Raw genomic sequence first — 12,744 nt, forward strand, 5'->3', positions numbered from 1 at the left:
CGGGATGGGGTCCGCGAGCATGAGGGAGAGTGAGCGGTGCCCAGCGTGCAGGACGCGGGGAGCCCCAGACGGCGTGGCAGGGTCAGCACAGGTCCAGAGGTCCGAACCGGTCCGGTCGGCGAGTTCGCGTACCGGCTCTGGGAGTTGAAGAAGACGGCCGGTGATCCGTCCTACGACCGGATGCGCACCGAATTCGGTGCGCTGGCGTCGAAATCGGCGCTGTCCGCGGCGGCTCGCGGGCACCGGTTGCCGTCGTGGGAAACCACCTGGGAGTTCGTGCGGTCGCTCGAGGTGGGGGTCCTCGGCGCGGACGTCGACGGTGTGCGACGCCGATGGCGTCAGCAGTGGGAAAACGCCGCGGCGATGTCCGACGACCGCACCGAGCCGATCGACGCTCCCGAACCGGCCACGATCAAGGCGCCGGAAGAGATCGCCGAACTGCCTCGCCCGCGCCCGCGGCGCCGGTTGGCGGTCATCGGCTCGGCCGCGGCCACGGTGCTGCTGGTCCTGGGGCTGGTGGTGATCTGGCCGCAGTTGTCGTCGCGGCCAGGATCGGCGCCGAGCCTTCAGGCGCAGTCGCGGGACGTGACACCGGCGGTTCCCGGCGACGACTCGGCTTTCGTCGACGACGTGACCGTTCCGGACGGCACTCCGGTCCGGCGCGGCGAAGTGTTCGTCAAGACCTGGGAGATCCGCAACGGGGGAAGCGTCCGGTGGACCGATCGCTACCTGCGGCGCGACGATCCTTCGGCCGGCACCGACAGCGTGGACAGGCAGGACGGGACCGACAGGATGGCCGGTGCGGCCATGTCGGCGGCCCCGTCGACTACGATGGGCTCGCCGAACTCGGAGACCACCGGTTCCTGTTCCTCGGTCGACCGCGTGCCGATTCCCCCGACGGATCCCGGACAGCACGTACGGATCAGCGTGGCCGTCCGGGCGCCTTCGATTCCGGGCTGGTGCCGCGTGCGCTGGACGATGGTCGACGGTCAGGGGCATACCGTGCCGCCCCGGCAACACGCCCTGTTCTTCCTGGTCAAGGTGGTCTGACAGCGCTTTCTCGAGCCCGGTCAACCTCCGCGAAGGGTCGCTCGCACGGCGTCGATCGTGTCGGCGTCCGCGGCCTGTTTGTCCGGGCGGTACCGGACCACCCGCGCGAACCGCAGCGCCACGCCACCCGGATAGCGCGGGCTGACCTGGGCGCCGTCCAGTTCGATCTCGACCACCAGTTCCGGACGGACGTGCACCGTCCATTGGTCTCTGCTGGTCTCGATCTCTTGGAAGGTCCTCGTCTGCCACGCCAGCAACTCGTCCGTGAGGCCCTTGAACGTCTTGCCGACCATGATCGGTGGCCCGCCGTCCGGGTCACGGGCGCCGAGGTGCAGGTTGGACAGGTAGCCGGTGCGCCGGCCGTGACCCCATTCGGCGGCGAGTACCACGAGGTCGAGTGTCTGGACCGGTTTGACCTTGAGCCACGCGCGGCCTCGGCGGCCCGCGGCGTAGGGGGAATCCAGCGCCTTCACCATCACGCCCTCGTGGCCGGCCTCCAGCGCCGCTTCGAGCACGGCCGCCGCGTCAGCGGGCTCGATCTCGCCGGGGATCAGGTGGTCACCGGCGACCGTGCGCAGTGCCGCGTTGCGTTCGCGGAGCGGCGCGTCGAGCAGGTCGACCCCGTCGAGGTGCAGACAGTCGAAGAAGTAGGGCCGCAACAGCAACTCGCGTACCTGCTCTTCGTGCGTGCTCGGGGCGGCCCGGAGGCCCAGCTGCCTGCTGAACCGGCTCATGGTCTCCTGGAACGGCTTCGGCCGCCCGGCGTCGTCGAGCGCGAGCGTCTCGCCGTCGAGGACGACGGACCGGCACGGCAACCCGCGCACCAGTTCGACCAGTTCGCCCACGTGGGCGGTGATCTCGCGCAGGGTGCGCGTGTAGACGTGGACGTCGTCGCCCTGGCGATGCACCTGGATCCTGGCACCGTCCATTTTGTACTCGACGATCGCGGCTTCGTGCTGGCTCAGTGCGTCTTCCAGCGACTCCGCCGGCGAAGCCAGCATCGGGCGAAGCGGCCTGCCGAGCTCGAGCCGGAACTCGCCGAGCGAGCGTTCTCCTCCCGTCACCGCGGCGACCGCGGTGACCGGCAGCCGGCCGGAGAGCATGAACGCCCTGCGGACCGCCTCGACCGGAACTCCGGAGGCCGAGGCGATCGCGTCGACCATCAGCCCCTCCAGCGCTCCCTGCCGTAACTCGCCGGTGAGCAGCCGGAACAAGAACCGCTGTTCCTCCTCGGTGGCGCGGGAGAACAGGGCGCGCAGGGTGCCGGCGCGGCGCCCGGCCGATCCGTCACCGGACGCGGCCGCGACCTCACCCAGCGCGGCATCGACCTCGGTGACGGTGAGCGTGGGTGGCCCTGTCCAGGAGGCGGCGCCGAGTTCGGCGAGGGTCCGCCACCCGGCGCCGATCCGGCCCTGGGCGGGCCCTCCGGTGAGGAACGCGACGAGGGCGGGCAGTTCCCCGGCGTCCGCTCGCTTCAGCACCCCGGCCAGCGTCGCGATCTTCGCCTTGCGCGAGCGCGTGGCGGCGAGCGCCGCGGAGGCGGAGACGACGTCGGCGAGAAGCATGCCCACATCATGCCTCCGCCCACCGACAATTTCCGGGGGAGCGAGTCCGCCTCAGCCGTAGGACGCCTGGCCGCCGTCGGCGCGCATGGCGAGCGCGAGGTCTTCACGGGCGCGGAACACCCGCGAGCGGATGGTGCCCACCGCGCAGTCGCACACCGCGGCCGCGTCGGCGTAGGACAAGCCGATCACCTGCGTGAGCACGAACGCGTCGCGGCGCTCCGGTTCCAGTTCGGCGATCAGTTGCCGGAGCACCACCACCCTGCCGTGATCGGGGGTGTGCTCACCGTCCCGTTCCGCGATGGTGGACCAGTCACCGGCCTGTCCGGCCGGAGGCGTGCGCCGGAGCGACCGCAGATGGTCGGCGGCGACCCGCTTGGCGATCGACAACAGCCACATCCGCGCCGGGGCACGGCCCTCGTAGGAGGGCAGCGCGGAGAAGGCGCGCAGATACGTTTCCTGCGTCAGGTCCTCGGCGACACCGGGACTCGACAGGTAGGTCAGCAACCGGTGCACCTGCCGCCGGGTGGCCTCGACGAACCGCTCGGCCGCCCTGAGGTCTCCACAGGCGGCATCGAAGGCCGAGCGGGTTATTTCGTCGTCCTCCACGGCGCTGCCCTCCGTGACCGTCTGATGACCGTTCACCAGACTGTACGGACGGGAGGCGTGGCGGGATCACCGGGACATGACACGCCGGTGAAATCGGGCCGGGCAGGCGTGACCGAAGCCGTGAAGGGAACTATTTGTCTTCGGCGGACGACAATGGGGTCATGGTCATGGATTGCGCGACCGCGCGTGAGGCGATCTCGGCCACCCTGGACGACGAGGAGCCCGGGGTCGAGGTGGCCGCGCTGGACTCGCACCTCCAGGAGTGCCCAGGGTGCACGGCGTGGCGGGACGAAGCCGCGGCGGTCACCAGGCTTGCGCGGCTCGGTTCCGCGTCCGAGGCGCCGGACGTCAGGGCCGATGTCTTCGCCGGCCTTCCGGCGGCGGCCCGGCGGCGGCCGGTGGACTGGCCACGCTGGGCGCTGGTGTTCTCGGCGATCTCCCAGTTCTCCATCGTGGTCTCCCAGTTGTTCCTGCCCCAGCCGATGACCGCCGGGATGACCGTCGCCCCCACCTCGCACCTGGAGCACGAGACGGTCGCGTTCAACTTCGCCGTCGGCGTCGCGTTGCTGTGGGGCGCCGCGCGGCCGGGGCACGCCCGTACCCAGTTGCCCATGCTGCTGAGCTTCACCGTGCCACTCGTCGCACTGTCCTTTGTGGACCTCGCTGGCGGGCAGGTCGGCTGGTACCGGCTGGCAAGCCACGTGCCGCTGTTGATCGGCGTGCTCTGCACGGCGCTGATCGGCGGACGTGGCAGCCGTCGGCCGTGGCCGGGAAACCGTGCCTCCCTCGATCGGCTGCGGCATGCGCGTCTCGCGGGGGCCTCGGCCGAAGCGGTCGCCTCCGAAACGGCGTCCAGGGAACACCGTCCTCCCGCTGCCCGCCGCGACGCCGCCTGAACGCCTCTCGCGCCTACTTTCCGCCGCGAGCCATGCGGAGCACGTCGAGCGCCTCGTCGAGTTGGGCCTCGGTGAGCTTGCCGTTGGCCACATGCCCGCGCTCGATGACGACATCGCGGATCGGTTTGAGTTCCTTGAGAGCCTGCTTGGCGACGGCCGCCGCCTCCTCGTACCCGATGTAGGCGTTGAGCGGCGTCACGATCGAGGGGGAGCCCTCCGCGTAGGCCTTCATCCGTTCGACGTTCGCCGTCACGCCCGCGAACACCTTGTCGGCCAGCAACCGCGAGACCGCCGCGAGCAGCCGTGCGGATTCGAGCACGTTGCGGGCGATCACCGGGAGGTTGACGTTGAGCTGGAACGCGCCCTGCGCCCCGGCGAAGGCGACGGCGGCGTCGTTGCCGATCACCTGGGCCACCACCTGCAGGGTCGCCTCCGGGATCACCGGGTTGACCTTGCCCGGCATGATCGAGGACCCCGGCTGGAGATCGGGCAGCGTCAGTTCGGCGAGCCCCGCGCGCGGCCCCGAACCCAGCCAGCGCAGGTCGTTGGCGATCTTGTTGAGGGACACGGCCACCGTGCGCAGATGGGCCGAGGTCTCCACCACGCTGTCCTGCGTCGCCTGGGCCTCGAAGTGGTTGCGCGCCTCGGTGAGCGGCAGGCCGGTCACGTTGGCGAGCTCCTCGGCCACGGCCGCACCGAAGCCCGCGGGCGCGTTCAGCCCGGTGCCCACCGCGGTGCCGCCGATCGGCAGCTCACCCAGCCGGGACAGCCCGGAGCGGAGCCGCTCGACGCCGAACTTCAGCTGTGCGGCCCACGCGCCCGCCTCTTGGCCGAGCGTGACCGGTACGGCGTCCATCAGGTGGGTACGCCCGGATTTCACCACGTCGCGCCACTCGTCCGCACGGGAGGAGATCACCTCGGCGAGGTGCTCCAGCGCCGGGATGACCTCGGTGAGCACCGCTTCGGTGGCGGCGACGTGAATCGTGGTGGGAAAGGTGTCGTTCGACGACTGCGAGGCGTTGACGTGGTCGTTCGGGTGCACTTCGATCCCGAGCGCGCGGGTGGCCAGGGTGGCGATCACCTCGTTGGCGTTCATGTTCGACGACGTGCCCGAACCGGTCTGGAACACGTCGATCGGGAAGTGCTCGTCGTAGCGGCCCTCGGCCACTTCGTCCGCCGCTTCGGCGATCGCTTGCGCGATGTCGGCGTCGAGCACCCCCAGCCGCGCGTTGACCCTGGCCGAGGCGGCTTTGAGCAGACCGAGCGCGCGGATCTGGGCCCGCTCCAGGCCGCGGCCGGAAATCGGGAAGTTCTCCACCGCACGCTGCGTCTGGGCCCGGTAAAGGGCGTCGGCGGGAACCTTCACCTCACCCATCGTGTCGTGTTCGATCCGGTATTCCTGTTCCGCCATGACGCCAGTTTCCCGCAGCACACCGTCTCTCGCTGGGACACGTGTCAAAGCCCATGTTTCCGCTCGACGGGAGGCCGCGCGCGGGGGTCGAATGCTTCGGATTTTCGGACGCGGGCCGCCTGCCCGTGAAGGTGACGGCAGCAAGAGAGCCACGGCCCGTCTACGCAAATCCGATCGCGCGCCACGAAGACACAGTTTCGTGTGTTCGGCCACTGGAGGTGGTTAGATCGCGACATGGGCGAACCTGGAGAACTGTCGGTCGATGTGCTGATCGTCGGCGCCGGTCCGACGGGCCTGTTCGCCGGCTACTACGCGGGTTTCCGTGGCCTGAAGATGGCGATCGTGGACTCGCTGCCCGAAGTCGGTGGCCAGGTCACCGCGATGTACCCGGAAAAGATGATCTACGACGTGGGCGGGTTCGCCGCCGTCCGGGGCCGTGACCTGATCAAGGGCCTGACCGAGCAGGTCGCCCCGTGGAACCCCGTCTACCTGCTGGGGCGTAAGGCCGAAGCGCTGGAAACACGGGAGTCCGGGCTGGACGTGACGCTCGACGGCGGGGACGTGGTGCACGCCGGAGCGGTCCTGATCACGGCCGGGATCGGCGAGTTCACCCCGCGCCCGTTACCCGCGGGCGACGGCTGGCTGGGGCGCGGCATGGTCCACTTCGTGCCCTCGCTGGACGTACACGCCGGGCAGGACGTGGTGGTCGTCGGCGGCGGGGACTCGGCCTTCGACTGGGTGCTCGCGCTGCACCCGGTGGCCGCGAGCGTGACGCTCGTGCACCGGCGGGCCAGGTTCCGGGCCGCGGAGTCCATCGTGCGGGAAGCGCGCGAACTGGGTGTGCGCATCATCACCGACGCCGAGGTCACCGAACTGCGGGGCGAGCCGGCGCTGGCTGAGGTCGTCGTGACCCCCAAGGGCGGTGAGGCGATCGCGTTGCCGGCACAGGCGGTGGTGGCGGCGCTCGGGTTCACCGCCGACCTCGGCCCGATCGAGAACTGGGGCCTGAAGATCGACCACCGGTCCATCGCCGTCGACTCCACCATGGCCACCGCCCGTGAACGGGTCTACGCCGCGGGAGACGTCGCCGCCTATCCCGGAAAGGTCAAGCTGATCGCCACCGGCTTCGGCGAGGCCGCGACGGCGATCAACAACATCGCCGTCGCGCTGAACCCCGAAGCCCATCTCTTCCCGGGCCACTCCAGCGGCTAGGGCAACGGCGGAGCCGGGGCGTCTTCGTCCAACTGGCCTTCGAAGTCGATCGACGAATACGCCCGCAGCTTGGTCAGCCGGTGGTAGCCGTCGATCAGCCGTACCGTGCCGGACTTGGAGCGCATCACGATCGACTGCGTCGTGGCGCCGCCGGCCCGGTAGTGCACCCCGCGCAGCAGGTCACCGTCGGTGACCCCGGTGGCACAGAAGAACACGTTGTCACCACGGACGAGATCGTCGGTGGTGAGCACGCGGTCGAGGTCGTGCCCGGCCTCGATGGCCCGCGCGCGCTCCTCGTCGTCCTTCGGCCACAACCGGCCCTGCAGTTCGCCACCCAGGCACTTCATCGCGCACGCCGCGATGATGCCCTCCGGCGTGCCACCGATGCCGAGCAACAGGTCCACCCCGGTGGTGGGCCGCGCGGCGGCGATCGCGCCGGCGACGTCACCGTCGGAGATGAACCGGATCCGGGCGCCCGCCTCGCGGACCTCCTTGACGATCTGCTCGTGGCGCGGCCGGTCGAGAATGCAGACGGTCACGTCGGAAACACCGCTGCTCTTAGCCTTGGCCACACGGCGGATGTTCTCGGCGATCGGGGCCGAGAGGTCGACCGAGCCCGCCGCTTCCGGCCCGACCGCGAGCTTTTCCATGTAGAACACCGCGGACGGGTCGAACATCGCGCCACGCTCCGCGACCGCGAGCACCGCCAGCGCGTTCGGCATGCCCTTCGCCATCAGCGTGGTGCCGTCGATCGGGTCCACCGCGACATCGCAGTCGGGACCGTCGCCGTTGCCGACCTCCTCGCCGTTGAAGAGCATCGGCGCTTCGTCCTTCTCGCCCTCGCCGATGACGACCACGCCACGCATCGAAACGGTCGAGATGAGCTGGCGCATGGCGTCGACGGCGGCGCCGTCACCGCCGTTCTTGTCTCCCTTGCCGACCCAGCGGCCGGCTGCCATCGCCGCCGCTTCGGTGACGCGCACCAGTTCCATGGCCAGGTTGCGGTCCGGTGCTTCCTTGCCTCGTTCCGGTCTGGGGGAATGGGACATCGCGGCCTCCTGCATGCTTGGCGGACAACGATTCTTTCAGAACTCGCCCATGACGGGCTGCTCCAGGGCGCGTGCGGAACCGCACCGCGATCTCACCTTTGCAGACAGTCTCCCAGAACGAGACCGGGCAGGGGCGCGACGATGGTCACTCGTCCTGGATTCGCGCGCTCAGTGGCCACCTTGGGCGCGGCGGCTCGACCTGATCACTCAGGCTCCTCGTCACCGTTTTGCTCTTCCACCGACTTCAGCGCCGCCTCGATACGGTGACGGGCGCCTTCGAGATGCCGCTCGCAAAGCTTCGCGAGGTGCTCACCCTTCTCCCAGAGCGCGAGGGACTGTTCCAGCGACAGCCCGCCCGCCTCCAGTTCCCGCACAACCTCGACAAGCTGGTCACGGGCCTGTTCGTAGCCGAGTTCCTCGCTCACGAACGCACACTACTGTCCTCGCCGCGAACTCCGGCTCCGGGGACCGGCCGGGCCGCCGTGGTACGCCGGCGGGCCGCGCGCCGGTGGTTCGACGCGGCCACCAGGACCGTCGCCATCGCGTGGTCGTACCCGGCGAACGCCGCCGCGAACTCCGGTCCGTCGCCGTCGGTGATCGCTTCCTCGATGCGGCCTTGCGCGTGCGCGACCCGGCGGCGGTGCGGCGCACCGTCACCGAACCACCATTTCTTGCCGGCGATTTCGCAGGTTGCCTGGGACAACTGCCGAAGCCGCTGGTCGAGGCCCCAGCGTTTGACCGAAGCGCATCCGCCCAGCAGCGATGCCCAGCAGGCGTCGGCCGCGGCGTCGGCTTCGACCGTGCGGCTCAACACCGTGCGGGCGCCGGTTCTCGTGGCGGCGTCCGCGGTGAGCGGGAGGAACGTCACATGCACGTCACTCTCCTGGTTCGGTGGTCGTGGTGAGGGCGTGCACGGCGCCGTCGACGACGCGCACCCGCAACGGAGTTCCCTCCGACACCTCAGAGATGGACCGGAGTACCTGAAGGTTGCCTTCCGCGTCCGGGTACTGCACGACGGTATAGCCGCGCTGCATCGTCGCCGCGGGTCCGAGCGCCGTCAGCTGTGCCCTGGCGGACGCGATCGCGGCCTGCTCGGTGGCCAGTCTGGCCAGGATCGCCCGCCGGCCGCGTTCCCGATGCAGCTCGACGTCTTCGGCTCGGCGGCCGATGGGACCGAGAGGATCGGCCAAGACCGGACGGCTCCGAAGCTGGTCGAGCAGCCGGCACTGGGTGTCCACCCAGCCGTGCAGTGCCCGCCGCGCGCGGTCCCGCATCTGGTGCACGCGCGCGGTTTCCTCCTTGACGTCGGGGACGATCCGTTTGCCCGCGTCGGTGGGCGTCGAACAGCGGAGGTCGGCCACGTGATCCAGCAACGGGGTGTCGGGTTCGTGCCCGATCGCGCTGACCACGGGCGTGCCGGCGGCGGCGACCGCACGGCACAGGCTTTCGTCCGAGAACGGCAGGAGATCCTCCACGCTGCCGCCGCCCCGCGCGATCACGATCACGTCGATGTCCGGGTCGGTGTCCAAAATGGACAATGCCTTGCGGATCTGCGGTACCGCGCTCGGGCCCTGCACCGCGGTGTTGAGCACCTGGATCCGTGCGGCGGGCCAGCGGGCGTGCGCGTTGGCCAGCACGTCGTGCTCGGCCGCCGACGCCCGCCCGGTGATCAGGCCGATTCCCTTGGGCAGAAACGGAAGTCGTCGCTTGCGTTCACGCGCGAACAGGCCCTCGGCATCGAGCAGGCGGCGCAGCCGCTCGATCCGGGCGAGCAACTCGCCGATGCCGACCGCCCGAATCTCACTGGCGCGCAGGCTGATCGTGCCGCGGCCGAGGAAGAACGTCGGCTTGGCGTGGATCACCACGCTCGCGCCGTCCCGCAGCGGCGGTTCGATCTCGCGGACCAGCCGCATCGGGCAGGTGACCGTCATCGACACGTCGGCGGAGGGGTCGCGCAGGGTGAGGAACGCGGTCTGGGTACCGGGGCGTGCCGAAACCTGAGTGACCTGGCCCTCGACCCACACCGCACCGAGCCGGTGCACCCAGTCGGCGATCTTGCGCGCTACCGTGCGCACCGGCCACGGGTGCTCGGCGCTCGTCTGTTCCTTGACGGTTTCAGCGGTCACGGGGTGCCGATCATTGACCGCGGCTTTCCGCTTCGCTCCCGCCTTCGGCCATACGCTGGACATTGCCGATTCGACGGGTCAGCATGCCCACGAAGGAAGGCCGGTTGGCGTGTGAGCGTTCGTAGGCCAGCAACTCCTCCAACTGCTCCAAGGTGAACCTGCGGAGCCTGGCGCGCAACTGCGGCAAAGTCAGTTCGTCGTAGTTGGCCAGGCCTGCCGGGCCGACCACGGCTTCGGGACCGGCCTGCGCCTCGTCTTCGCGAGGGACCGACACGGCGCCGGCGCTGTCGAACTCGCCTTCGGTGTGGTCTTCGGCGAGCGCGCGTTCCTCCTGCTCCCACGGGTCGCGGTCGCCGCCCGGGACCTCCACGCGATGACCGTTCGTGGTGGCGGGGACGAGGTCTTCGTCGAAAGTCGCCCAGCTGGGCTCTTCCTCGGCGGGGCGGAACGAGGAGAGCATCTCGTCGCCCTTGATGGCCAGCTCGGTGACGTGCTGCTGCACGCGCATGGACAGCTGCAGCACCTGGGAGACCACCGTGACGGGCAGGCCCAGCATCTGTTTCGGCAGTTCGCGGGCGCGTTCCGCGGCCGTCACGGCCAAGCCCGCGGCGATGCGGAGGGGAAGCGGGAGCGGCTTCATGCGTACAGCGTGCCGCATATCGGCCATCCAGCCCAAACGAACACGGCGGCCGGGCGGGTCGTGGTGACCGTCAGCACACGCGGTGGTCGCCGAGGGCGTACGCGACGAGGGTCACCGCGGCACGGACTCGTTTCGCGGCACCGTCCCCTACGCCCGTACCCTGAGAGACATGACTGGAGCGAGCCGTTCCGCCAAGCGAGTACTGCTGGCCAAACCGCGCGGTTACTGCGCGGGCGTTGACCGAGCCGTGATCGCGGTCGAGAAGGCCCTCGAGCTTTATGGGGCGCCGGTCTACGTGCGTAAGGAGATCGTGCACAACCGCCACGTCGTGGAGACGCTGCGTGAACGCGGTGTCATCTTCGTGGACGAAACCTCCGAAGTGCCCGAGGGCGCGCTGGTCGTGTTCTCCGCGCATGGTGTGTCCCCCGCGGTGCACGCCGAAGCGGCCGAACGCAACCTGCGCACCATCGACGCCACCTGTCCGCTGGTGACGAAGGTGCACAAGGAGGTCAACCGCTTCGCCAGGGACGACTACGACATCCTGCTCATCGGTCACGAGGGGCACGAGGAGGTCGAAGGGACCTCCGGCGAAGCACCCGACCACGTGCAACTGGTCGACACCGCCGAGGACGTGGCGAAGGCCAAGGTGCGCGACCCGGCCAAGGTCGTATGGCTGTCGCAGACCACGCTCAGCGTCGACGAAACCATGGAACGGGTCGACCAGTTGCGTGAACGTTTCCCGGCGCTGGCGGATCCGCCGAGCGATGACATCTGCTACGCGACTTCGAACCGCCAGGTCGCGGTCAAGGCGATGGCCGGGGAGTGCGACCTGGTGCTGGTGGTGGGTTCACGGAATTCGTCGAACTCGAAGCGCCTGGTCGAGGTCGCCCTGCAGGCCGGTGCCCGGGACGCGCGGTTGATCGACTTCGCGCGCGAGGTCGACGAGTCGTGGCTCGAAGGCGTGGAAACCGTCGGAGTGACCAGTGGCGCCTCGGTGCCTGACGTTCTGGTGATGGAGTTGCTGGAGTGGCTGTCCGAGCGCGGCTGGTCCGACATCGAAGAAGTCACCACGGCCAACGAGAAGATCGCGTTCGCCCTTCCCCGTGAGCTTCGTAAGCTCCCGAGCTGAGCCGCTGTTCCCGCGGTTTCGGTCTGTTCACCGGACGCGTCTCATCGATCGCTGAGTGGCCGCGTGGCTCGTCCGGAGTCAGGCCTCGTCGTCCCAAGGGCGTCGTCGCGGCGGCGGGGCGTTCCGGCCGGAACCGCGCCGGGGGTCACCGCCTTGCGGACCGCGGGGGTCGCCCGGCCGTGGCGGTTGCCGTCGTGGCCGATCGCCTCCGGCGCCGCCGGACCGGCGGCGAGGAGGTTCGTCCGGCGCCGGACCACGCGGCCTCCGCGCGCCGGGAGGCGGTGTCCTGCCGCCGCGGCCACCGGGATCACCACGACGGGGACCATCGTCCGGAGGCGGCCGCCGTCCCGGGGGCGGCAGCGCGTTTTCCCCGGTCGGACGGGGACGGCCACCTCCCCTTCCTTCCGGTGGACGCTGTCCGCGACCCGCGCCACCCCGGGCGGGCTGACCAGGCCGGGGACGCCCTTCTTCCGTCGGCCGCGCCGGTTTCGCCGGCCGCTTGGGGCCGTCGCCCTGCCGATCCGCATCCCGTGCCGGGGCGTCCGGATCGCGTTCGCGGTAGAGCCGGTAGATGCCGACGGCGAGGGCGCAGCCCGTGGTGATGGCCATCGCCGGAAATCCGTTGATCAACGGCGTTCCGACGGTGAGCGCCTTCGTGAGCGTGTCGGCGTTCGCCGGGAATCCGGAAACCACCAGAACGACGCCGGGCACCGTCACGGCGACGATCAGCGGCGGCTGAACCATCGGGCCGAACAGATTGCGACGCTGCACGAGGCAGACCGCGCCCACCGCGCCCACGAAGTAGCAGATCCTGAACACCCAGGCGAGGGCGTTGTGCGTCTTCATGTCCACGGCAGCGCCCACCAGGGCAAGGCCGAACGCGAGCAGCAGCGCTCCCCACCAAGGCAGGCCACGCCTGGCGCCGAAGATGGGACGAGCGTCCCACGGTATGGCAACCTCGTCAGCGTCCGAATCGCTCGCACGATCGCGAAGGGCGGTCACGAGGCAACACCGTAACTCCTGCTGAACAGCAAGTGCCTGGGACTCCTTGGAGTTGAAC

13 protein-coding genes are annotated in these 12,744 nt (G+C 69.9%); 4 read left to right on the top strand and 9 right to left on the bottom strand.

Translation table 11 applies throughout. The features are described 5' to 3' along the window. Positions 1-36: 36 nt before the first annotated feature. Positions 37-1,050, top strand: a complete 1,014-nt coding sequence (locus ACFSXZ_RS22890) for an NBR1-Ig-like domain-containing protein (protein WP_378267191.1) — start codon at positions 37-39, stop codon at positions 1,048-1,050. 20 nt (positions 1,051-1,070) lie between these two features. On the opposite strand, the gene ACFSXZ_RS22895 is transcribed toward ACFSXZ_RS22890, so the two are convergent. Further along, entirely contained in the window at positions 1,071-2,615 is a 1,545-nt protein-coding gene (locus ACFSXZ_RS22895; protein WP_378267192.1) for an ATP-dependent DNA ligase, read from the bottom strand. A gap of 51 nt (positions 2,616-2,666) precedes the next feature. Continuing rightward, positions 2,667-3,221 carry a sigma-70 family RNA polymerase sigma factor gene (locus ACFSXZ_RS22900; RefSeq protein WP_378267578.1) on the bottom strand — a complete coding sequence of 185 codons (555 nt, stop codon included), beginning with the start codon at positions 3,219-3,221 and terminating at the stop codon, positions 2,667-2,669. A gap of 161 nt (positions 3,222-3,382) precedes the next feature. Here ACFSXZ_RS22900 and ACFSXZ_RS22905 point away from each other — a divergent pair, with 161 nt between their 5' ends. Beyond that, positions 3,383-4,117 carry a zf-HC2 domain-containing protein gene (locus ACFSXZ_RS22905; RefSeq protein ID WP_378267193.1) on the top strand — a complete coding sequence of 245 codons (735 nt, stop codon included), beginning with the start codon at positions 3,383-3,385 and terminating at the stop codon, positions 4,115-4,117. 13 nt (positions 4,118-4,130) lie between these two features. Here ACFSXZ_RS22905 and ACFSXZ_RS22910 read toward each other — a convergent pair whose 3' ends face one another. Continuing rightward, the gene (locus ACFSXZ_RS22910; RefSeq protein ID WP_378267194.1) at positions 4,131-5,528 is read right to left on the bottom strand and encodes a class II fumarate hydratase; all 1,398 of its coding nucleotides are present in this window, start codon (positions 5,526-5,528) and stop codon (positions 4,131-4,133) included. 234 nt (positions 5,529-5,762) lie between these two features. On the opposite strand from ACFSXZ_RS22910, the gene ACFSXZ_RS22915 reads away from it, so the two are divergent. Next, positions 5,763-6,740, top strand: a complete 978-nt coding sequence (locus ACFSXZ_RS22915; protein WP_378267195.1) for an NAD(P)/FAD-dependent oxidoreductase — start codon at positions 5,763-5,765, stop codon at positions 6,738-6,740. Here ACFSXZ_RS22915 and glpX read toward each other — a convergent pair. The 5 genes from glpX to ACFSXZ_RS22940 form a co-directional block, all read right to left on the bottom strand. Then, entirely contained in the window at positions 6,737-7,789 is a 1,053-nt protein-coding gene (gene glpX / locus ACFSXZ_RS22920; RefSeq protein ID WP_378267196.1) for a class II fructose-bisphosphatase, read from the bottom strand. The genes ACFSXZ_RS22915 and glpX overlap by 4 nt on opposite strands. A gap of 203 nt (positions 7,790-7,992) precedes the next feature. Continuing rightward, on the bottom strand, positions 7,993-8,214 hold the full coding sequence (locus ACFSXZ_RS22925; protein WP_378267197.1) for an exodeoxyribonuclease VII small subunit: 222 nt from the start codon (positions 8,212-8,214) through the stop codon (positions 7,993-7,995). Continuing rightward, on the bottom strand, positions 8,211-8,663 hold the full coding sequence (locus tag ACFSXZ_RS22930; protein ID WP_378267198.1) for a hypothetical protein: 453 nt from the start codon (positions 8,661-8,663) through the stop codon (positions 8,211-8,213). Before ACFSXZ_RS22930 ends, ACFSXZ_RS22925 begins: the two co-directional genes overlap by 4 nt. A 1-nt stretch (position 8,664) precedes the next feature. Continuing rightward, entirely contained in the window at positions 8,665-9,915 is a 1,251-nt protein-coding gene (xseA, locus tag ACFSXZ_RS22935) for an exodeoxyribonuclease VII large subunit (RefSeq protein WP_378267199.1), read from the bottom strand. Between the two features lie 10 nt (positions 9,916-9,925). After that, positions 9,926-10,555, bottom strand: coding sequence for a lipid droplet-associated protein (locus ACFSXZ_RS22940; protein WP_378267200.1), 630 nt, complete (start codon positions 10,553-10,555; stop codon positions 9,926-9,928). Between the two features lie 169 nt (positions 10,556-10,724). Here ACFSXZ_RS22940 and ACFSXZ_RS22945 point away from each other — a divergent pair, with 169 nt between their 5' ends. Beyond that, the gene (locus ACFSXZ_RS22945; RefSeq protein ID WP_378267201.1) at positions 10,725-11,684 is read left to right on the top strand and encodes a 4-hydroxy-3-methylbut-2-enyl diphosphate reductase; all 960 of its coding nucleotides are present in this window, start codon (positions 10,725-10,727) and stop codon (positions 11,682-11,684) included. A 78-nt stretch (positions 11,685-11,762) separates the two neighbouring features. Here ACFSXZ_RS22945 and ACFSXZ_RS22950 read toward each other — a convergent pair whose 3' ends face one another. Continuing rightward, positions 11,763-12,686, bottom strand: a complete 924-nt coding sequence (locus ACFSXZ_RS22950; RefSeq protein ID WP_378267202.1) for a DUF6542 domain-containing protein — start codon at positions 12,684-12,686, stop codon at positions 11,763-11,765. Between the last annotated feature and the right edge of the window lie 58 nt (positions 12,687-12,744).

It is taken from the genome of Amycolatopsis pigmentata (genome assembly GCF_042684065.1).
In the GTDB taxonomy this organism is placed as follows: Bacteria; Actinomycetota; Actinomycetes; order Mycobacteriales; family Pseudonocardiaceae; genus Amycolatopsis_E; species Amycolatopsis_E pigmentata.